The following is a 20,961-nucleotide window of genomic DNA, read 5'->3' as shown; positions in this document are numbered from 1 at the left end:
CCGTTGGACCCGCTCTTTTTTAATGTCATAAAACTTGTGAAAATGACTTGGATAAAGTGTATGAACGAAACTGAAAAAATAAGCAATCTTGACGAACCTCGTTTGTTTAAAGAAGATGGTGTTGAAGCACGTATTGCTGCCCTTATTATACCCTTGCTTAAACCGTTGGGCTTTCGTTTAGTTCGTATAAAACTTCTTGGTTTGAATGGTTTAACACTTCAGATTATGGTTGAACGCGCAGATGGCTCTATGACTGTAGAAGATTGTGAAATTGTTAGTCGAACTGTTTCTCCCCTTCTTGATGTGCAAAATGTTATTGAACGTAAATATCATTTAGAAATTTCATCTCCTGGAATTGACCGTCCACTGGTAAGAAAATCTGATTTTTTTCATTGGCAAGGGCATCTTGCAAAAATTGAAACAAAAATAACAATTGATGGGCGCCGAAAGTTTCGTGGAACACTTACAAATATCACCCAAGATGGATTTATTTTAAATACTGATAAAGCCGCTTATGGAGAAGCCATGTATACCTCTATTTCCTTTTGTGATATCATAAATGCACATTTGATCCTCACCGATGAACTTATTCGTGATGCGTTGAAAAAAAATAAAGATTTAAGTCAACAATGCATTCTAGAAGATCATCCTCATGTTTCGGAAAAAACATCAAATTATAAGAATTAATCTCATTTTATAAAAATTAATATCACTGGGAAATGCCCATCGTGTAGCACAAAGAAGGAGAAAATTGATGGCTACAAGCGCTAACAGGCTTGAAATTCTGCAAATTGCAGATGCTGTTGCACGTGAAAAGTCAATTGACCGTGAAATTGTCATTTCTGCGATGGCTGATGCTATTCAGAAAGCGGCGCGTTCTCGTTATGGTCAAGAAACCAATATCCGTGCTGAAATCAATTCCAAAACAGGTGAAATTAAATTACAACGCTTGCTTAAAATTGTTGATGTCATTGAAGATTATACAACTGAAATTACTTTATCTGACGCGCTCAAACGCCAAGCGGACGCGAAAATTGGTGATTTTTTTGCTGATCTTTTACCTCCTATGGACTTTGGGCGTATCGCAGCACAATCTGCTAAACAGGTTATTGTGCAAAAAGTTCGTGATGCAGAGCGTGATCAACAATATGAAGAATTCAAAAATAAAATTGGTGAAATTATTTCTGGTACAGTAAAACGTGTAGAATATGGTAATGTTATCGTTGATCTAGGACGTGGTGAAGCTATCGTGCGCCGTGATGAATTAATTCCACGAGAATCCTTCCGCTACGGAGACCGTATTCGTGCTTTTGTCAATGATGTGCATCGTGAATCGCGCGGCCCGCAAATTTTCCTTTCACGCACACACCCTCAATTTATGGTAAAACTTTTCACTATGGAAGTACCAGAAATCTATGATGGCATTATAGAAATTAAATCCGTTGCCCGTGATCCTGGTTCTCGTGCTAAAATTGCTGTTGTTTCACGTGATGGCTCCATTGATCCTGTTGGAGCATGTGTTGGAATGCGAGGAAGTCGTGTACAGGCTGTTGTTGCAGAACTACAAGGCGAAAAAATTGATATTATCCCTTGGTCCCCTGATGCTGCAACATTTATCGTCAATGCATTACAACCTGCTGAAGTTTCTAAAGTCGTTCTCGATGAAGATGCAGAACGAATCGAAGTCATTGTGCCTGATGAGCAACTCAGTCTTGCTATTGGTCGGCGTGGGCAAAATGTTCGTTTAGCTTCACAGTTAACAGGATGGAATATTGATATTTTAACAGAGCAGGAGGAATCGGAAAATCGTCAAAAGGAATTTACCGAACGCAGTAAAATGTTTATGGAATCCTTAGACGTTGACGAAATGATTGGGCAAGTTATGGCCTCAGAAGGCTTTTCTTCCATTGAGGAAATTGCCTATATTAATCTTGAAGAAATCGCTTCCATTGATGGTTTTGATCATGAGACTGCTGCTGAAATCCAAAACCGTGCACGCGAATATCTCGAACATAAAGAAAAAGAACTCGATGAAAAACGTAAAAAACTTGGCGTTTCTGACGAATTACGTACACTTCCTGGAGTGACAAGTGCTATGCTGGTTGCTATTGGTGAAGATGGTGTCAAAACAATTGAAGACTTTGCTGGCTATGCTGTCGACGATTTGGTTGGCTGGAGAGAGCGTAAAGATGGTCAAACACAGAGTTTTTCTGGTATCCTGACCCCTTTTGATATTACACGTGCTGATGCAGAAGCTATGGTTTTAGCAGCACGTGTGCAAGCGGGCTGGATAGACCAAGCTGATCTTGTGGCAGAAACTCCTGCAGAAAGTGAAAATTCTGCAAAAGATGAAAACAATTAATGTGAACGTGGATAAACTTTAAATGAATGAACGGACCTGTATCGTAACAAGAAAAAATGCTTCAGCTGAAACGCTGATCCGTTTTGTTATTGGTCCTAATAATCAAATTGTTCCTGATCTTAAATCCAATTTACCCGGGCGTGGTGTTTGGATTTCTGCTTGCCATTCTGCTATTGAAGCAGCAATAAAACAGAACGCTTTTAAGAAAAGTTTTAAAACAGATGTTGAGGTTTCACCAAATCTTGCGCATATTGTTGATACACTTTTACTAAAAACTGCTCTTTCAAACCTTTCCATGGCGCGAAAAGCTGGTGCCGTTGTCATGGGGGCAACAAAAGTTGATGCTGCTATCCGCTCTGGTCAAGCTCTTCTCGTCCTTCATGCCAAAGAAACTAAAGAAGATGGAAAACGAAAAATTGCACAAGCTATTCATACAATACAACAACAAACAAATCGAAAGATAAAAACCATATCTTTATTCACAAGTGATGAAATGCGCGTGGCTTTTGGAGCCAATCCCGTAATGCATGCAGCCTTATTGGATACCAAAGCTGCCACAGGGTTTCTCAAAACAATACACAAACTGCTCGCCTATCGTGATGATAAGCACAATAAGCTTGGTGAGATAACGGCACAAGCCGTGAAGGAAGTACAATGAGTGAAAATAATAACGACAAAACGACAGCCAAAAGGACTTTAACCTTAAAGCGGTCAGTTCTAGAAACGAGTACGGTCAAACAAAATTTTAGCCATGGCCGCACGAAAGCTGTTGTTGTCGAAACTAAACGGCGTAAAGTAACACGCCCTGACGAAAGAGCTGAGGTACAACAGCCAATTACAAAACCACATGTCGCTTCCCAACGGGCTAAACCGCGATTCGAAGAAGCAGCTCCTCGTGAACCTGTCGCTAAAAGCAATCTTTCATCTGCTGAAATGGAAGCAAGACTTCGTGCATTAGAAGAAGCGCATATTCAAGAAAAAATAATGCGTGAACGTGCCGAAGAAGAAGCAAGACGTATTAAAGAACGTGAAGAACTTTTGCGGCAAAAAACTCAAGAAACAGAAAAACATCAAGAGGAAGAAAATCCACCTGTAGAAGTTCCCCCTCTTCCCGTCACTCCCTCCATCATAGAACCGATAGATATTCCTGTCACACCTAAAAATACGCCTGTTATTGAAAAACGAAAAGTCGATGAACATAAGGAGGAAGATCGGTACGGTCGGCGTGCTAACCTTTCTAAATCAGAAGTACGTGCACCAAAAGTTGTAAAAGGGGCTGATGAACGACGCCGCGGAAAAATAAATCTTAATAGTGCTTTAGATGAAGAAGGAAGTGCACGTGGACGTTCAATGGCTGCAATGCGCCGTAGGCAGGAGAAATTTAAGCGGGCGCAAAATCAAGAGCCAAGAGAAAAAATTTCTCGCGAAGTTGTTCTTCCTGAAACCATTACTATTCAAGAACTGGCGCAACGTATGACTGAACGCTCCGTTGATGTCATTAAGTTTTTGATGAAACAGGGACAAATGATGAAACCTGGTGATATTATTGATGCAGATGTTGCTGAACTTATCGCTGTCGAATTCGGTCATACTGTTAAACGCGTTTTAGAATCTGACGTAGAAGAAGGCATCTTTAATGTCGCTGATAATCCACAAAAAATGCGCCAGCGTCCACCCGTCGTAACAATTATGGGCCATGTCGATCACGGGAAAACTTCTCTGCTTGATGCTATTCGCAAAGCAAATGTTGTTTCTAGTGAAGCTGGGGGTATTACACAGCATATTGGTGCTTATCAAGTGGAGAAAAATGGTCAAAAAATTACCTTTATTGATACACCAGGACATGCTGCCTTTACAGCTATGCGTGCTCGTGGAGCCCGTGTTACCGATATTGCTGTTCTTGTTGTCGCCGCAGATGATAGTGTCATGCCGCAAACGATTGAATCCATTAATCATGCTAAAGCAGCGGGTGTACCCATTATTGTTGCGATCAATAAAATTGATAAACCAGCTGCTAATGCGCAAAAAGTGCGTACAGAGCTTCTACAACATGAAGTGTTTGTTGAAACCATGGGTGGTGAAACTTTGGAAGTCGAAGTTTCTGCTAAAACTGGTCAAAATCTTGATAAACTTCTCGAAGCAATTCTCCTTCAAGCTGAAATGCTTGATCTGAAAGCAGATCCGCAAAGAACCGCAGAAGGGGTTGTTATTGAAGCAAAACTGGATCGAGGACGTGGATCTGTTGCAACAGTTCTTGTACAGAAAGGAACATTACATCCTTCTGATATTATTGTTGCTGGTAATGAATGGGGACGTGTGCGTGCTTTGATTGACGACCATGGTCATCATGTTAAAGAAGCCGTTCCCTCTACACCCATTGAAATTTTAGGGATGCAAGGCACACCACAAGCTGGTGACCGTTTTGCTGTTGTCACGCATGAAGCAAAAGCACGCGAAATTTCTGAATATCGCCAACGGCTAGCACGTGATAAAGCGGTAGCTCGACAAACTGGTTCTCGTGGTTCTCTCGAGCAAATGATGACCAGATTACAAACTACAGGTATTAAAGAGTTTCCCCTTATTATTAAAGGAGATGTGCAGGGATCAATTGAAGCAATCGCTTCAGCATTAGAAAAGCTAGGGAATGAAGAAGTCCGTGCCCGTGTTGTGCATTCTGGTGCTGGAGGAATCACTGAAAGTGATATTTCTCTTGCTGAAGCTTCTCATTCAGCTGTTATTGGCTTTAATGTTCGAGCCAATAAACAAGCTCGTGATTATGCTAAAACGCAAGGAATTGAAATTCGCTATTATAATATCATCTATGATCTCGTTGATGATATAAAAGCCGCTATGTCAGGACTACTCTCACCAGAGCAGCGTGAAACTTTCCTTGGGAATGCTGAAATTCTAGAAGTCTTTAACATTACAAAAATCGGAAAAGTTGCTGGTTGTCGTGTTACTGAAGGTAAAATAGAACGAGGAGCTGGTGTCCGCCTTATCCGCGATAATATTGTCATTCACGAAGGAAAACTTAAAACTCTCAAGCGCTTTAAAGATGAGGTTAATGAAGTACAAAGTGGTCAAGAATGTGGGATAGCATTTGAAAATTATGAAGATATCCGCGCAGGAGATATTATTGAAACCTTCCGCATCGAACATGTCAATCGTACGTTATAAAATAATCCAATGACTTTACTCTTTATAAAACGAGAGACTATTGGGATTTATGTACAATGTTTCTGTTCTTTTTTAATTTTTTCAGATGATTAAAAAAAGAATAGTTGTAATAAGGATAACACTTCGATGAAAAACGCAGAACCATCACAACGGCAACTAAGAGTAGGAGAACAAGTGCGTCATGCCTTAGCGCATATGTTACAGCGCAATATTTTATTCGATGATACCTTGAAAAACATTGTGGTTTCTGTCTCTGAAGTGCGCATGTCAGCAGATTTAAAAATTGCTACCTGTTTTGTTCCTCCTCTCAGTACTGTTAAAAATGCATCTCATATTGATATCGTTGATATCCTCAATAAACATAGCCGTTTTATCCGTGGAGAAATCAGTCATGCGTTACGACAGATGAAATATATGCCTGAACTGCGTTTTCGGCTCGATAGTAGTTTTGATAATTTTTCAAAAATTGACGCTTTGCTGCGTTTGCCTGAAGTAGCACGTGATCTTCACCATAAAGATGAACTTGAGAACTGAAAATATGTCACAGCAACGCAAAAAAAAAGGTCGTTCTATTTCTGGCTGGGTCATACTTGATAAACCAAAAGGAATGAGATCAACAGAAGCTGTCTCTCAAATCAAAAGGCTTTTTCATGCACAAAAAGCAGGGCATGCTGGCACACTTGATCCTCTCGCTTCTGGCCTCCTACCAATTGCATTGGGTGAAGCAACCAAAACCGTTCCTTATGTTATGCAAGGTATAAAAACCTACCGTTTTCATATCGTTTGGGGTGAAGAGCGTTCAACAGATGACCTAGAGGGTGAAATAACAAAAACATCGCTTAAGCGTCCAACGCAAGAAGAAATACTTGCTGTTCTCCCACAATATACAGGTGTTATTTTGCAAACACCTCCACAATTTTCGGCAATTAAAATTGCCGGTCATCGAGCCTATGATTTAGCACGTGAAGGTGAAATTGTTGAAATTCCACCACGCCAAGTAGAAATAGAAACTTTTAAATTAATAGAAACTATTACTAAAGAGCGTGCGCTCTTTGAAATAACCTGCGGAAAAGGAACCTACGTGCGTTCCTTAGCGCGTGATATAGGGCGTGATCTTGGTTGTTATGGTTATATTGCTGATTTAAGACGTATCGCAGTAGCACCTTTTTATGAAGATGATCTCATTACATGGGATAAACTCAAAACAGTAGCGTTAGATCAAAATGCAACAAGTGAAAATGATACTTCCCCAAAAAGAAACTTTTCAAAACTTGATGCACTTTTAATTGAAACAAGTGCTGCTCTCGATTGCCTCACTCATTATGCTCTTAATAAAACCCAAGCCCAGCGAGTCATGATGGGTAATCCAGTATCCCTTTGTCATCACGACGCTCCTCCTGATGAAAATGAAGTTTGCGTCATTTACAAAGATCAACTTCTTGCGATAGGCTCCCTTGATAAAAACTTGTTCAAGCCAAAGCGTATCTTTACAATTTGATCTATTTTTTCTTACAATCCTCTCTTGGAAAAGAGATTTTTTCATATCAATATTGTTTTACACTCACCTTTTTACGATAATTTGTGTTATAACCTAAATCCGCAATATGTTGATAAATTTATCTTAACTTGTGCCAATAATATATTGATTTATAATCATAAATCGCCTTTTTATGTTAAATGAGACCCCCAAATATTGTAAGATTCTCTCATCTTAAATCCTCTTATGTTGAATCAATAATAATCATTTATTTGCACGTCATAAGCGAGACTGATGTGTGGGTAAAAAACTCTAAAGAAAGGAGTAAAAATGCTTCTTATGAATCGTTTTAATGCAAGGGCTGTAGCAACATTGGTGGCTGGCAAAGAGTATGATGGGTCCAGCTTGTACCTTCATAAGCGTAAAAATGGTGGTGTTCAATGGCTTTATCGTTATACCATAAAGGCAGGTCTCTGTTTTTTGTTGTTTTTAATCCTTTCTTTGATCCTTACTAGATATACGTACAGAGCTCTCATTTTAAGAAGATTTTCTAGAAGAGGAATCGCAAGCTTTCGGTTTTAAAAAAATCATAATATTCATGATTTCAAATTGCTTTTTCAGAAGAAATTTATCCTCCATTTACAAACAGTATAAAATACAAATTACAATATCTCATTTCTCTTCTCTTTTCTTCATACTCACATCTTTATTCCATGAAAATACATTGCACAGGTTAAATAGTTTACAAAAAAAATCGTTTTTAACTCTTGTGCCATTAAGGTAATTGATCAGCAGAGGGCTTTAAATGCATCTCACCAGCATGGGGTATTGTTTGACGTTCAATCATCCGGTGAACCCTTATACCATCAGGCGCACGATTTAAGCGACGCAAAAGCTTATTTACCTCCGCATCTGCTTTTATACGACGATGATTATGACGTAAATAATCTACCCATGTTGGCATATGATAAGCCTCTGTCCAATATTCAGGTCTTTCAAGATCGCGTAAGAGAACCCATTGGCGAGCGCCATCACGTAAACGAATATGGCGACGACGTGTCATCACTTTGAGAAATTCTTCGAGATCATTTTCATGAATTTGATAATCAATCATTATCATGATCGGACCACTTTGTGCTTTTAGATCAAGTAAAAGCTCTGGTTCTCTAAAATGATCAAGGGGATTTAGATCTATCTGAGGAATTTCTTGAATTGTAAATTTTATCCCTGCAAGAGCGCCAAAAATCAAAAAGAGAGAACAAACACTCAAAGCAACTGTTGGAGAATAACCATCAGCCAAAACACCCCAAATCACACTTCCAATGGCCATACCTCCATAAGATGCTGTTTGATAAAGTGCTAACGCACGTGCCACAACCCAACGCGGTGTAGAAAGCTGTACAGATGTATTAAACAGTGATAACGCCAAGACCCAACATAAGCCCGCAGGAAATAAAGCGATATGGCTTACAATCAATGAACGGCTTATTGCTAAAAAAAAGCAAGAAAAGGCAAAACCGATAAATGCACCGGCAATTATTGTCTCTAAACGAAAATAATGCCGTACAGATGAATTAATTATACCAGCTGTCATAGCGCCAAGCCCAAAACAACCAAGTAATGTTCCATAAAGAAGAGCACTGCCCCCAAGAACTTTATGCACAACAATTGGCAAAAGTGCTAAAATCGAAATTGCTCCAATCCCAAAAAGAAACGCTCTCACCATGATACTCAGAAGATTTGGTGACATTGCAACATAACGCAAACCATCTGAAACAGCTCCTAAAAGCCTTTCCCGTGGCAGCTTATTGTTTTCATAGTTTGGTTTCCAGAAAAATAAAACACCAATTAAAGGGATATAACTTATCGCATTAAACAAAAAAGCTGTGGATGCCCCCAAAGCCGCAACGATAGCACCACCAATAGCAGGACCGACACTGCGCATCAAGTTAAAACCAACACTGTTCAAACTAACAGCAGAAGGTATATTCTCCCTGCTCACAATATCTCCTATTGTTGCTTGCCAAGGAGGATTATAAAAAGCCGTTCCACATCCAATCAAAAAGGTAAAGCATAACAAAAGCCAAGGTGTTACAACACCAAAATAGGCTAAAATAACCAAAATCATTGATATAACCATCATCATAATCTGCGCGCACAGCATAATTTGGCGACGATTAAAATTGTCTGCTAATGCTCCTGCCATGAGAGAAAACATAACAAGTGGTAATGTGGTGGCACTTTGCACAAGACTAACCATGGAATGCGAAGAACTAATCAACGCCATTAACCACCCTGCTCCTACAGCCTGTATCAGCCCTCCTAAATTAGAAATAAGCGTGGACGACCATAAATTTCGAAAGACTGCATTACGAAAAAGTTCTAATGTTGAAATGCTTTGCATCTTTTGCCTCCCAATCGATATTTATTGCTTTTTTTATCACACTCATTCTCTAAAGCTGTCATCTTTGTATCAAAAGGATGCATAATTCTTTAAAAAAATTCTCATAAAGCTCTGTTAAAATCAATATTTTAAAACAAAATCCTTTATTGTAAGATAAGTTTTCAAGATAGTTTTAAGGACTAGTATTTTAACCTTCTTTCCTATATAAACCCTAAAATAAGCAAGATTCTTCAACTCTTCTTGTTTTTTCACAGACCCTTGCTGAACGACATCTCGGCTGTGGGTAACTTTGGTTTCTTCGTTTTTTGAAAGGATAATACGATGTCGATTACAGCTGAACGTAAACAAGCTCTTATCGCAGAATATGCAAATAAAGTTGGTGATACAGGATCACCAGAAGTACAGGTAGCGGTACTTTCTGAACGTATTTCTAATTTAACAAACCATTTTAAATCTCATAAAAAAGATAACCATTCTCGTCGTGGTCTTTTGAAAATGGTGTCTCAACGTCGTCGGCTTCTTGATTACCTGAAAGGAATTGACCAAAATCGTTATCAAGCACTTATCAAAAAGTTAGGTTTACGGCGCTAAAAAAATGGGTGGGTGGTTTTTCTAAAAAACCATCCATTTTTTCAGTTTGCTGCTTTTAGTTGAAAACTTAAAAATTTATGAATCATTATCATGGGGCAGGATTGCTGGTTACTTCGCGTTTAAATTGCGATTTACTCCTCTCTTCTTGCAAAAAGACAGAAGTCTCTTGTTGTCCTGCCCAGAGCTTCTAAATATGCTACGCAAAACCGAAACGTGAACACTTAAAAATATGAACACTGATCATTAAGGATAAAAAATGTTCAAAACGCATAAGATAGAAATTGAATGGGCTGGACGACCACTCACCATCGAAACAGGGAAAATAGCACGTCAAGCTGATGGTGCAGTTATTGCTACCTATGGGGAAACTGTTGTCTTAGCAACCGTTGTATCGGCAAAAAGTCCAAAACCAGACCAAGATTTTTTTCCACTTACCGTTAATTATCAAGAAAAATCCTATGCTGTCGGTAGAATCCCTGGTGGTTATTTAAAACGTGAAAGTCGGCCAACCGAAAATGAAACTTTGATTTCGCGTTTGATTGATCGTCCTATTCGTCCCCTCTTTGCCGATGGTTATAAAAATGATACGCAAGTTATTGTTTCCGTTCTACAGCATGATCTCGAGAATAATCCCGATATCCTTGCAATGATTGCATCTTCTGCGGCTTTAACCTTATCAGGTGTTCCTTTCATGGGCCCCATTGCCGGTGCCCGTGTCGGCTACTGTAATGGACAATATGTTCTCAATCCTCATATCGATGAAATGCCTGAATCAAAACTTGATCTTGTTGTTGCTGGAACAGAAAGTGCTGTGTTGATGGTTGAATCAGAAGCACAAGAATTGCCGGAAGACATCATGTTGGGAGCCGTTATGTTTGGGCATAAAGGCTTACAACCTGTTCTTGATGCCATCATCAAACTTGCTGAAGTTGCAGCAAAAGACCCACGCGATTTTATTCCTGAAGATCTTTCTGATCTTGAGAAAGCTATGCTAGAAATGGCTGAAAAGGATATACGAAAAGCTTACACAATTACTGATAAACAGGAGCGATACGCTGCAATTGATGCGCTTAAGGCCGAAATTGTCAATAAATTTATGCCCGAAACGGAAGAAGACTGTCAATTTAGTGCAGAGCAAATTGCAACCGTTTTTAAACAGTTGCAAGCAAAAATTGTTCGCTGGAATATTTTGGATACAGAAAAACGTATTGATGGACGTAACCTTTCAACAGTACGTCCTATCAAATCAGAAGTGAGTATTTTACCTCGCACGCATGGATCAGCACTCTTTACGCGTGGAGAAACACAAGCAATTGTTGTTGCAACACTAGGAACGGGTGAGGATGAGCAGTATGTTGACTCTTTAACAGGTATGTATAAGGAAACATTTCTTCTCCATTACAATTTTCCACCATTTTCAGTCGGAGAAACAGGGCGTCTTGGCTCTCCTGGGCGTCGCGAAATTGGACATGGAAAATTAGCGTGGCGGGCAATTCATCCTATGTTGCCAACGAAGGAATCTTTTCCCTATACTATTCGTGCTGTCTCAGAAATTACTGAGTCCAATGGCTCTTCCTCCATGGCAACTGTTTGCGGCACTTCACTTGCTCTTATGGATGCTGGTGTTCCTCTAGCGCGCCCTGTCGCAGGTATTGCTATGGGTTTAATTAAAGAAGGGGAACGCTTTGCTGTGTTGTCTGATATTTTAGGAGATGAAGATCATCTCGGAGATATGGATTTCAAAGTAGCGGGAACAGAAAATGGTATTACCGCCTTGCAAATGGATATCAAAATTGATGGTATTACTGAAGAAATCATGAAAATCGCACTTGAGCAAGCTAAAGGTGGCCGAATCCATATTCTTAACGAAATGGCTAAAGCTTTAACCAGTGCCCGTGCTGAACTTAGCGAATTTTCTCCACGTATCGAAGTGATGAATATTCCTGTTGATAAAATTCGTGATGTTATTGGTTCTGGTGGTAAAGTTATTCGAGAAATCGTTGAGCAAACTGGGGCAAAAATCAATATTGAAGATGATGGAACAATTAAAATTGCTTCTGCCGATGCTAAAACTATTGAAGCAGCAAAACGCTGGATTCATTCCATTGTTGATGAACCTGAAGTTGGTGCTATCTACCAAGGAACGGTTGTAAAAACCGCAGAATTTGGTGCATTTGTAAACTTCTTTGGTTCACGAGATGGACTCGTCCATATCTCTCAGCTCGCATCAGAACGCGTCACAAAAACAACAGATGTTGTTAAAGAAGGTGATAAAGTTTGGGTTAAATTAATGGGCTTTGATGAACGTGGTAAAGTTCGACTATCAATGAAAATCATTGATCAAAAAACCGGTAAAGAAATTACAAATGAGAAACCGGCAAAAGAAGAATGACTTTTCCCTCTTCTTATAAAATAAAATGCCATCCTCCTCTTAGAATGGCATTTTTTCTTTGAAAGAGACATATGTGTTACTGTTTTTGCCTTTTGAAAACCACAGCCTCTCCCCCCCCCTTCCAAACCAATCTTGGTTGAGTTTTGGTTTAACAGAACTTCCTGTTCTAGAATGGAAGCAAAATTTAAAAGTTATAGCGCCTTGGCGACCAGATTTTTTGAAATTTACCGATGCCCAGTTTCATTGCTCTCCTCAAATAGATAAAACTCTTGTTTATGATGGTGCGTTTTTACGTTTGAGCAAATATCGTGGTTTTAACCAGAATTGTTTTCTTGATTTATTAGAATGTGTTCAACCTGGTGGGTGGATTGTTATCGGTGGAAATAAAACTGCTGGAGCTGCTTCAATGATGAAATGGGTTAAAACGCTCATTCCGATCACTGATAAATTGTCCAAAAACCATGGACTGGTCTTCTGGATTCAAGTTCCACAACAAATCGATAGACAGAAAATTGAACAATTGCGTTCACCACCACTTACTTTTGAAAATAAATTTCAGACTTGTTCTGGAATGTTCTCACACGGTCGTATTGATCCTGGATCTGCCGCTCTTGCTTGTCATATAAACAAAATTGTTTCTGGAAAAACTGCAGATTTTGGTGCTGGTTGGGGGTTTCTTTCTTATGCTGCCCTTGAAAGAAGTGAAAAAATAACAACTCTTGATCTTTATGAAGCTGATTATAATGCTTTGAAAGCAGCCAAAAAACACCTTCAAGACGCAACAACTTCTTGTCCCATTCATTTTTACTGGCATGATCTTGTGCATGAACCAATTGCAAATCTCTATGATACAATTATTTCAAATCCACCATTTCACACGCAACGAACAACAGATATTTCATTAGGGCAGCATTTTATTATAAACGCCGCGAAATGCCTAAAGCCTAGCGGCAAATTGCTTCTTGTTGCAAACCGACACCTCCCTTATGAAAAAGTGTTAAAAGATATTTTTCGTACAGTCTTGATACACGAAAAAAATGACGGCTTTAAAGTTATTGAAGCACACCGCTAGACGAAAAAAGATGACTCTAAAGAATGAAACGTGAAAGATCGATATCAGCAGCAAGTTCACCTATAGATTGTTTGACATAAGCAGCGTCAACTTTAAACGATGTTCCCGCTTTATCGGGTGCTGTAAAAGAAATCTCATCTAAAACACGCTCCATTACCGTTTGCAAACGACGTGCTCCTATATTTTCAATTCTTGCATTTAAGTCCACAGCAATATCTGCTAAAGCATCAATCGCATCATCGGTAATTTCTAAATGAACCTCTTCTGTTGCCATTAAGGCAATATATTGCTTAATCAAACTGGCTTCAGGTTCAGTTAAAATACGTCGTAAATCTTCCCTTGTAAGAGCGTTCAACTCCACACGAATGGGCAGACGCCCTTGCAATTCTGGCAATAAATCAGATGGTTTAGCAACATGAAACGCACCTGAGACAATAAAAAGAATATGATCTGTTTTGACTTGACCATATTTTGTAGAAACTGTTGTTCCCTCAACCAAAGGCAAAAGATCCCGTTGCACACCTTCACGCGAAACAGTAGCACCAGCACCACCATCCCTTGTGGCAATTTTGTCAATCTCATCGATAAAAACAATCCCATCATTTTCAGTAACACGAAGTGCTTCTTGAATAATCTGATCTTGATCAAGGAGCTTTTCAGATTCATCATCAATGAGAGGTTTAAAAGCATCTTTTACTGTTATTTTGCGAATCTTTGTACGACTGCCCATTTTACCAAAAATATCTGACAAATTCATAATTCCCATTTGTGCACCAGGAATCCCAGGAATATCAAAAGTTGAAGCGCTATTGCTGTTATTATCAGCCACTTCAATTTCAATTTCTTTCTCATCCAATTCACCTTCGCGCAATTTTTTACGAAAACTATCGCGAGTCATGGGACTTGCTGTCTTACCAACAAGGGCATCTAAAACGCGCTCTTCAGCATTCATGTGAGCTTTTACTTTGACTTCATCTCGTTTTTTTTCACGCACAAGAGAAATAGCAATCTCCACAAGGTCACGAATAATTTGCTCAACATCACGTCCTACATAACCAACTTCAGTGAATTTCGTCGCTTCTACTTTTACAAAAGGTGCTCCAGCAAGTTTTGCTAATCGACGCGCTATACCTGTCTTACCAACGCCTGTTGGTCCTATCATCAAAATATTTTTTGGCATAACCTCTTCACGCATTGGTCCATCAAGCTGTTGTCTACGCCACCGATTACGCAATGCAATAGCAACAGAACGTTTGGCATCATTTTGACCAATAATAAAACGATCTAGTTCAGAAACAGTCTCACGAGGGGAAAATACAACACACATTCAAATAACTTTCTCTAAGAAGATAATTCTGCATCCAATGTTTCAATGGTAAAATGATCATTGGTGTAAACACAAATTTTAGCGGCAATATTCATAGCTTTACGGGCAATGGTTTCTGCATCCAGATCCACATCCATGAGTGCACGAGCAGCTGAAACAGCAAAATTGCCTCCAGAACCAATAGCCATAACCCCATCTTCTGGTTCTAAGACATCACCAAGGCCTGTTAAAGCTAATGTTACTTTCTTATCAGCGACAAGCATCATTGCTTCAAGACGACGTAAATAGCGGTCTGTGCGCCAGTCTTTTGCAAGTTCTACACAAGCACGCATGAGTTGATCAGGATATTGCTCAAGCTTTGTTTCTAATCTTTCCAGCAACGTAAAAGCATCTGCTGTTGCGCCTGCAAAACCAGCAATAACTGCTCCACCTTTACCAAGACGACGAACTTTGCGTGCATTGCCTTTCATGATCGTCTGCCCAAGTGAAACCTGACCATCACCAGCCATTACAACTTTACCACCTTTTCGTACAGTAATAATCGTTGTACCATACATTATGTTTGGCCTATGTTCTGCCATAAGAAAATTCATTAATATTGACCTCTATTTTTAATATTGTTTTCTTTTCATCAAATGTAACATCCAATTACTATGACCTTTATTTAAGAACATACATTGCAAAACACAATGATCTAACAAAATTCAATTTATTGAAATAAAAAAATGATATCATTGTTATCAATGCAAATTGTTGCTAAAGAGTTTTAGTAAACAGTTTGCGTCTTTTAAAGGAAAAACTATGAAAAAAATAGCTATAGGGACACTGGGAGGAACAATTGCCATGGCTGCTGACGATTTTGGCAAAATGCAGCCAACATTAACTTCAGATGTTCTCATAAAAAATGTTCCTTATTTAAATAAAGTTGCTGATATTCACGCGCAAACATTAACACAATTACCGAGTGGATCTTTGTCCTTTAAGATTCTGTTTGAAATCATAGAGTGGGCAACACAACAAATAAAAAATGGCGCAGAAGGCATTGTTTTAACTCAAGGGACTGATACAATTGAGGAAACTGCTTTTTTTCTTTCTCTTTATTGGGATAAAGCAGAACCACTCATTATAACTGGTGCTATGCGCATCCCCTGTGAAGCAGGCGCTGATGGACCAGCAAATATTTTAGCAGCAACACGTGTTGCTGTTCATCCACAAAGTCGAAATAGAGGTGTTTTAGTTGTCTTCAATGATACCATTCACTCACCTTATTGGGTCCAAAAAAGCCATACTGTTAAAATTGAAACATTTCAATCAGGCTTGGTAGGTGTTTTAGGCTCTCTTTTGGAAGGAAAAGTGGTTTATTTTAATGATCGAAATTTTTTCCCAAAAACATTTGATCTTCCTCAAAATTATCATCACCAAGTGGCACTCCTATACTCCTCTTTATCCTCTAATACACAGTTAACGCGCTTCTGTCTTGAAAGTGGGCATTATGCTGGACTTGTCATTGCTGGTTTTGGATCAGGACACTGTAGTTTTGAAGAAGCAGACATCATACGACAATATACACAAAAAATACCAATCATTATCGCTAGTCGCACCTGCACTGGCTCAACAACACGCACAACTTATGGTTATAAAGGTTCAGAAGTTGATCTGATTGCTTCTGGTGCACTCATGTCTGGTTATTTATCAGCAGTAAAAGCACGTTTACTTTTATGGGCCTTTTTGGCACAAGGACACTCATTGACTCAAATCCATTCACAATGGAATGACTGGACCATAAGCTAATAAAAGACTCTATTATTTTAAAGAAGAAAATATGCAAAATAAAACTCGTTTGAATGCAAAACACACACCCTCTTTATCCTTAATTAATGATTACAGAAAAAACTCCTGACTAACACAAATGATTGATACGCTTCTCTCAAAAATTGATCAAGAAGATAACTTGGTCAAATCTATTTCTGATCGATATTCACCCTATCGTGTCTTTACGGCACAAGAATGGTCTCAATTTCGTGACGATACACCATTGACCTTGACTTTTGATGAAATCAAGAATTTACGTTCAATTGATGATCCAATTGATCTTGAAGAAGTGCAACGCATTTATCTTTCCTTATCGCGTTTATTATCCTGTCATGTTGAAGCTGTACAAGAGCTTTTTCATAAGCGTCAACAATTTTTACATCAAAAAGGAACGAGGAAAACGCCTTTTATTATTGGGATTGCTGGCTCTGTAGCAGTAGGGAAATCAACGACTGCGCGCATTCTTCAAGAACTTTTAAAACGTTGGGCATCCAGCCTTAAAGTTGATTTGATTACAACGGATGGCTTTCTTTATCCTAATACTGTTTTACAGCAAAAAAATCGTATGCATCGTAAAGGATTTCCCGATTCTTATGACATTAAGAAATTGCTGTGTTTTCTTTCTGCTATAAAGGCCGGTATTGGTAATGTTCCTGCTCCACTTTATTCGCATATGACCTATGATGTTTTGGAAAATCAAACTATTATCATTGATCGTCCTGATATTTTAATTGTCGAAGGGATTAATGTATTACAGGTCAGTGATCTTCCTAAAGATGGGAAAGTTATTCCTTTCGTTTCAGATTTTTTTGATTTTTCAATCTATGTGGATGCTGAAACAGAAGTCATTCGTCGCTGGTATTTAGAACGATTCAAACGTTTGCGTAAAACAGCTTTTCAAAATCCTGAATCTTACTTTCATCGTTATGCACATCTCAACGAAAAAGAAGCTTCAAAAATCGCGCAAGAACTTTGGCAAACGATTAATTTGAAGAATTTACAAGAAAATATCTTGCCAACACGACCACGCTCTAATCTCATTCTACGTAAAGGAAAAAACCATTTGGTTGAATATGTCGCACTTCGGCGACTATGAGGATTTCATGAATATGCATTTACATCACATTTATTTCAGTTCAACACATGTTGAGAATAGCTGTCCTATACTCTTAGTGAACCAAGAAAATCTTAGTGACTTATCGTTTGATGCTTCAACAACAGCGTGGATGAAAGTAAACGATTTCACTGGAAAAGCAGGACAAATACTCTTTATTCCTCACGAAACGGGACATTTAAAAAAAGTTCTCTTTGGAATTGGCAATGGTGATGACCCCTTTATTACAGGCATTCTTGCTAAAAATCTTCCTGCTGGACATTGGCATTTAGAAGGGACAGCTTCCCATGAAATAAATAGCTACCTTGGACTGGCATTTGGAAGTTATCAATTTAACCGTTATCGTCACGAATCTTCCTCCAAATCGTTATCGATTTCTGTCAACGAAATGGTTGACCTCGATGAGCTTCAACGCATTTATAAAACTGTCTTTCTTGTTCGTGATCTCATCAATATTCCTGCCAATGATATGAATCCTAACACCCTCGAGAAAGAAGCACGCCAACTGGGGGAAGTCTATGGTGCTGATGTCAAGAGCATTTGTGGAGATGAACTTTTAACACATAATTTTCCGATGATCCATGCTGTAGGACGCGCCGGTAGCACTGCGCCACGACTCATTGATCTGCGCTGGGGGCAAGAAAATCATCCTAAAATAACGTTGGTTGGAAAAGGTGTAACCTTTGATACGGGAGGACTCAATATTAAATCGGCAAATAACATGTCACTCATGAAAAAAGATATGGGCGGTGGTGCACATGTTTTGGGATTGGCTAAACTGATCATGGATGCAAAATTACCCTTTTGTCTGCGTGTTTTGATTCCAGCTGTTGAAAATGCAATTTCTGCTAATGCTTACAGGCCAGGAGATATTCTGCAAAGTCGTAAAGGCTTAAGCGTTGAAGTTGGCAATACAGATGCTGAAGGGCGTCTTGTTCTTGCTGATGCACTAACCTATGGCGATGAAGAAAGCCCACAATTCATGCTTTGTATGGCGACTTTAACAGGAGCTGCGCGGATAGCATTAGGACCAGATCTTCCGGCATTTTATTGTAATGATTCACTCTGGGCACAACAAATTTCTCACTCTGCTTATTCTGTTTCAGATCCTCTTTGGCAAATGCCGCTTTGGAAGCCCTATCAGGAAATGTTATCATCACCCATTGCTGATCTTAACAACATAAGCGGAAATAACTTTGCTGGCTCTATAATCGCTGCTTTGTTTCTTAACTCTTTTGTTGAAAAAACCAAGCATTTTGCGCATTTTGATCTTTACGGATGGGTGCCAAAAGAAAAACCAGGCTATCCTATCGGCGGTTCTGCACAAGTTATTCGTGCTCTTTATCACCTCTTTAAAAATAAAACTTAGCACAAAATATCTACAAAGATGCATAGTTCTCAAGTTTTAAAAGTCATTGTTTATCATCTGAAATTGTGTCTACATTGATTGTGAGAATGAAAATCCTACCAATATAATGATTATCATTCTGTTTAAAAATAAAAAATGAGAGGTAACAGATGATCTTTAAAGATCCTAAGCTATATGCATTTAGAGATGATCTAGCAGATCAACGTCTTGAAACAGAAGTTACAGCTAAACAGCTTTGTTCAAGATACAAAACAATATGTTAATACAGCTGTCGCTGGACTTTTTAAAGAAAACAATAAAAAAAGCGAAAGACAAACAAAGTGCTTATCGGGAGGAGAATTGCTCATCTTTGAACAAGGAGAAGCCATGTCATGGGGACAATCTCTTAAAGATGGTTATGTCGGTTATATTTATAATACAACATATTGATTTATAATGATAATTAATAATTTTGCATGTTGAATTAGCCCCCCGAATGTTGTAAGATTTTTTCATCTCAAATCATTTCATTTTGAATCAATTAAAGTCACTTACTTACACGTCATAAGCGGGATTGTCGTGTGGGTAAGAAACTCTAAAGAAAGGCGTAAAAATACTTCTTATGAATCGTCTAAATAGCAAGGGCTGTCGCAACATTGGGGGCCGGTAAAGAGTATGATGGTGCCGGCTTGTTATAGCAGTTTTTTGTATCTCAACTGTAAAACAAATATATGTCGTATCAATACCATACACTTTTCAATATTTACAAGCTGACTTACGTGGACCAATAGAGTATGCCTTATCCATGGGTAACGCTGAAAGATAAGAGTCTTTAAAACCAAAAAACAATACAACTTCAAAGAAAATAATCGACCATTGGAATGGTAATTTATATTTATAAAATCAACACCTATTACACTGATAATTAAGCTGTTGATCAAAACAGAACGCCGTTATGTTGCACATTCACGAGCTTTTTTTCAAGGAATATCCTTTAAGGTAGCCAAGCCATCTCACACCGCCGCCCGTGGATGGTATAGTGATAAAGTCATTGTGCACTATAATCTTTATGGTAGTGAAAGAGTAAGACAATCCCATCATACTCTTTATCTCTTTATCGGCCCTCAATGTTGTGACAGCCCTTGCTATTTAGATGTTTCATAAGAGGTATTTTTACTCATTTCTTTAGAATTTTTTATCCACACGATAATCCTACTTGTGACGTACAAGGGGATTTTTTGATTGATTCAACATATGCAGGATGAAAATAAGAGAATCTTAGGATATTCTAAGCTTTCATTCAACATGAAAAAAATGAATTATTGTTATAAATCAATGTGTTGTTCATACAAAAGAAATAAACCTCTCTCATCAATGCGTTATGCAATAGATGACTCTTATCTGTACACCGTATTTTCTTCTTAATAACCTATTAAAGGAAAGAATTTTTTTAACAGCTGAACCAATGGCTTATCGGCATCCGGCATAGGATATTGATCAAGATCATCAATAAAAACCCATTTTAAATTTTGCCCTTCCCGTCCTTGTGCAATGCCCTTATAATGGTAACAAAGATACAACGGCATTAAGAGATGAAATGTTTCATAAGCATGGCTTGCAAATGTTAAGGGCAATAAATTTTTTATCTGAACATGAATACCAAGCTCTTCATCTAATTCACGAATCAATGATACTTCTGGAGTTTCACCTTGTTCAACCTTGCCACCAGGAAACTCCCATAAACCAGCTAATGATTTTCCTTGAGGACGCTCTGTAAGCAAAACACGCTTATCTTGATCTAATAATGCACAAGCAACAACAAGAAGAAGTGAACTTTTTGCATGCATACCACTCTCCAGCAGAAATAGTAAAGATAATTACACCT

Annotated in this window: 16 protein-coding genes and 3 pseudogenes; 15 read left to right on the top strand and 4 right to left on the bottom strand. The window is 38.6% G+C overall.

Annotated features, from left to right (window positions below):
- Nucleotides 1–60: 60 nt before the first annotated feature.
- The 7 genes and pseudogenes from rimP to LNM86_RS01265 all read left to right on the top strand — a co-directional run bounded on the left by rimP (nt 61) and on the right by LNM86_RS01265 (nt 7,598).
- The gene (rimP, locus tag LNM86_RS01295) at nt 61–687 is read left to right on the top strand and encodes a ribosome maturation factor RimP (RefSeq protein WP_241438111.1); all 627 of its coding nucleotides are present in this window, start codon (nt 61–63) and stop codon (nt 685–687) included.
- A 67-nt stretch (nt 688–754) separates the two neighbouring features.
- Nucleotides 755–2,384: pseudogene (gene nusA, locus LNM86_RS01290) on the top strand (transcription termination factor NusA).
- Nucleotides 2,385–3,020, top strand: a complete 636-nt coding sequence (locus LNM86_RS01285; RefSeq protein ID WP_241438110.1) for an RNA-binding protein — start codon at nt 2,385–2,387, stop codon at nt 3,018–3,020.
- Nucleotides 3,017–5,539: a translation initiation factor IF-2 gene (gene infB, locus LNM86_RS01280; protein WP_241438109.1), complete on the top strand. Its 2,523-nt coding sequence runs from the start codon at nt 3,017–3,019 to the stop codon at nt 5,537–5,539. The genes LNM86_RS01285 and infB overlap by 4 nt, the downstream gene beginning before the upstream one ends.
- Nucleotides 5,540–5,665: 126 nt before the next feature.
- Entirely contained in the window at nt 5,666–6,073 is a 408-nt protein-coding gene (gene rbfA / locus LNM86_RS01275; protein WP_241438108.1) for a 30S ribosome-binding factor RbfA, read from the top strand.
- A 4-nt stretch (nt 6,074–6,077) separates the two neighbouring features.
- A complete protein-coding gene (truB, locus tag LNM86_RS01270; protein WP_241439042.1) occupies nt 6,078–7,037 on the top strand; it encodes a tRNA pseudouridine(55) synthase TruB in 960 nt (319 codons plus the stop codon).
- Between the two features lie 309 nt (nt 7,038–7,346).
- Nucleotides 7,347–7,598: a hypothetical protein gene (locus LNM86_RS01265; protein WP_241438107.1), complete on the top strand. Its 252-nt coding sequence runs from the start codon at nt 7,347–7,349 to the stop codon at nt 7,596–7,598.
- A 193-nt stretch (nt 7,599–7,791) separates the two neighbouring features.
- On the opposite strand, the gene LNM86_RS01260 is transcribed toward LNM86_RS01265, so the two are convergent.
- The gene (locus LNM86_RS01260; protein WP_241438106.1) at nt 7,792–9,420 is read right to left on the bottom strand and encodes an MFS transporter; all 1,629 of its coding nucleotides are present in this window, start codon (nt 9,418–9,420) and stop codon (nt 7,792–7,794) included.
- Nucleotides 9,421–9,741: 321 nt separating this feature from the next.
- Between LNM86_RS01260 and rpsO the strand changes: the two genes are divergently transcribed.
- The 3 genes from rpsO to LNM86_RS01245 all read left to right on the top strand — a co-directional run bounded on the left by rpsO (nt 9,742) and on the right by LNM86_RS01245 (nt 13,475).
- The gene (gene rpsO / locus LNM86_RS01255) at nt 9,742–10,011 is read left to right on the top strand and encodes a 30S ribosomal protein S15 (protein WP_019219947.1); all 270 of its coding nucleotides are present in this window, start codon (nt 9,742–9,744) and stop codon (nt 10,009–10,011) included.
- A gap of 256 nt (nt 10,012–10,267) precedes the next feature.
- Nucleotides 10,268–12,403 carry a polyribonucleotide nucleotidyltransferase gene (gene pnp / locus LNM86_RS01250; RefSeq protein WP_241438105.1) on the top strand — a complete coding sequence of 712 codons (2,136 nt, stop codon included), beginning with the start codon at nt 10,268–10,270 and terminating at the stop codon, nt 12,401–12,403.
- A 73-nt stretch (nt 12,404–12,476) separates the two neighbouring features.
- Complete coding sequence (locus tag LNM86_RS01245; RefSeq protein WP_241438104.1) at nt 12,477–13,475, top strand: class I SAM-dependent methyltransferase; 999 nt, start codon at nt 12,477–12,479, stop codon at nt 13,473–13,475.
- Nucleotides 13,476–13,491: 16 nt separating this feature from the next.
- Here LNM86_RS01245 and hslU read toward each other — a convergent pair whose 3' ends face one another.
- Both hslU and hslV read right to left on the bottom strand, forming a co-directional pair.
- Nucleotides 13,492–14,802 carry an ATP-dependent protease ATPase subunit HslU gene (gene hslU, locus LNM86_RS01240; RefSeq protein ID WP_241438103.1) on the bottom strand — a complete coding sequence of 437 codons (1,311 nt, stop codon included), beginning with the start codon at nt 14,800–14,802 and terminating at the stop codon, nt 13,492–13,494.
- 14 nt (nt 14,803–14,816) lie between these two features.
- Nucleotides 14,817–15,383: an ATP-dependent protease subunit HslV gene (gene hslV, locus LNM86_RS01235; protein WP_241439041.1), complete on the bottom strand. Its 567-nt coding sequence runs from the start codon at nt 15,381–15,383 to the stop codon at nt 14,817–14,819.
- 220 nt (nt 15,384–15,603) lie between these two features.
- Between hslV and LNM86_RS01230 the strand changes: the two genes are divergently transcribed.
- From LNM86_RS01230 to LNM86_RS13065, 5 genes and pseudogenes are all read left to right on the top strand, one after another.
- Nucleotides 15,604–16,593: an asparaginase gene (locus LNM86_RS01230; RefSeq protein ID WP_241438102.1), complete on the top strand. Its 990-nt coding sequence runs from the start codon at nt 15,604–15,606 to the stop codon at nt 16,591–16,593.
- A 172-nt stretch (nt 16,594–16,765) separates the two neighbouring features.
- Nucleotides 16,766–17,710 carry a type I pantothenate kinase gene (gene coaA / locus LNM86_RS01225; RefSeq protein WP_241439040.1) on the top strand — a complete coding sequence of 315 codons (945 nt, stop codon included), beginning with the start codon at nt 16,766–16,768 and terminating at the stop codon, nt 17,708–17,710.
- A 13-nt stretch (nt 17,711–17,723) separates the two neighbouring features.
- On the top strand, nt 17,724–19,097 hold the full coding sequence (locus LNM86_RS01220) for a leucyl aminopeptidase family protein (protein WP_241439039.1): 1,374 nt from the start codon (nt 17,724–17,726) through the stop codon (nt 19,095–19,097).
- Nucleotides 19,098–19,246: 149 nt separating this feature from the next.
- Nucleotides 19,247–19,517 (top strand): annotated as a pseudogene (locus LNM86_RS01215) (peptidoglycan endopeptidase); the annotation flags it as partial.
- A 259-nt stretch (nt 19,518–19,776) separates the two neighbouring features.
- A pseudogene (locus LNM86_RS13065) lies at nt 19,777–19,890 on the top strand (peptidoglycan endopeptidase); the annotation flags it as partial.
- 607 nt (nt 19,891–20,497) lie between these two features.
- On the opposite strand, the gene LNM86_RS01205 reads toward LNM86_RS13065, so the two are convergent.
- Complete coding sequence (locus LNM86_RS01205) at nt 20,498–20,923, bottom strand: (deoxy)nucleoside triphosphate pyrophosphohydrolase (protein WP_241438101.1); 426 nt, start codon at nt 20,921–20,923, stop codon at nt 20,498–20,500.
- Nucleotides 20,924–20,961 lie beyond the last annotated feature (38 nt).

Origin of the sequence: Bartonella machadoae, assembly GCF_022559585.1 — a bacterium.
Classification (GTDB): domain Bacteria; phylum Pseudomonadota; class Alphaproteobacteria; order Rhizobiales; family Rhizobiaceae; genus Bartonella; species Bartonella machadoae.
The sequence above is the reverse complement of the archived record's forward strand: the minus strand, read 5'-3'. Positions and strand labels throughout refer to the sequence as shown.

Coding starts and splice junctions, on each gene's coding strand:
- rimP (WP_241438111.1), top strand. CDS start 61: ATGAACGAAACTGAAAAAATAAGCAATCTTGACGAACCTCGTTTGTTT.
- LNM86_RS01285 (WP_241438110.1), top strand. CDS start 2,385: ATGAATGAACGGACCTGTATCGTAACAAGAAAAAATGCTTCAGCTGAA.
- infB (WP_241438109.1), top strand. CDS start 3,017: ATGAGTGAAAATAATAACGACAAAACGACAGCCAAAAGGACTTTAACC.
- rbfA (WP_241438108.1), top strand. CDS start 5,666: ATGAAAAACGCAGAACCATCACAACGGCAACTAAGAGTAGGAGAACAA.
- truB (WP_241439042.1), top strand. CDS start 6,078: ATGTCACAGCAACGCAAAAAAAAAGGTCGTTCTATTTCTGGCTGGGTC.
- LNM86_RS01265 (WP_241438107.1), top strand. CDS start 7,347: ATGCTTCTTATGAATCGTTTTAATGCAAGGGCTGTAGCAACATTGGTG.
- LNM86_RS01260 (WP_241438106.1), bottom strand. CDS start 9,420: ATGCAAAGCATTTCAACATTAGAACTTTTTCGTAATGCAGTCTTTCGA.
- rpsO (WP_019219947.1), top strand. CDS start 9,742: ATGTCGATTACAGCTGAACGTAAACAAGCTCTTATCGCAGAATATGCA.
- pnp (WP_241438105.1), top strand. CDS start 10,268: ATGTTCAAAACGCATAAGATAGAAATTGAATGGGCTGGACGACCACTC.
- hslU (WP_241438103.1), bottom strand. CDS start 14,802: ATGTGTGTTGTATTTTCCCCTCGTGAGACTGTTTCTGAACTAGATCGT.
- hslV (WP_241439041.1), bottom strand. CDS start 15,383: ATGGCAGAACATAGGCCAAACATAATGTATGGTACAACGATTATTACT.
- LNM86_RS01230 (WP_241438102.1), top strand. CDS start 15,604: ATGAAAAAAATAGCTATAGGGACACTGGGAGGAACAATTGCCATGGCT.
- LNM86_RS01220 (WP_241439039.1), top strand. CDS start 17,724: ATGCATTTACATCACATTTATTTCAGTTCAACACATGTTGAGAATAGC.
- LNM86_RS01205 (WP_241438101.1), bottom strand. CDS start 20,923: ATGCATGCAAAAAGTTCACTTCTTCTTGTTGTTGCTTGTGCATTATTA.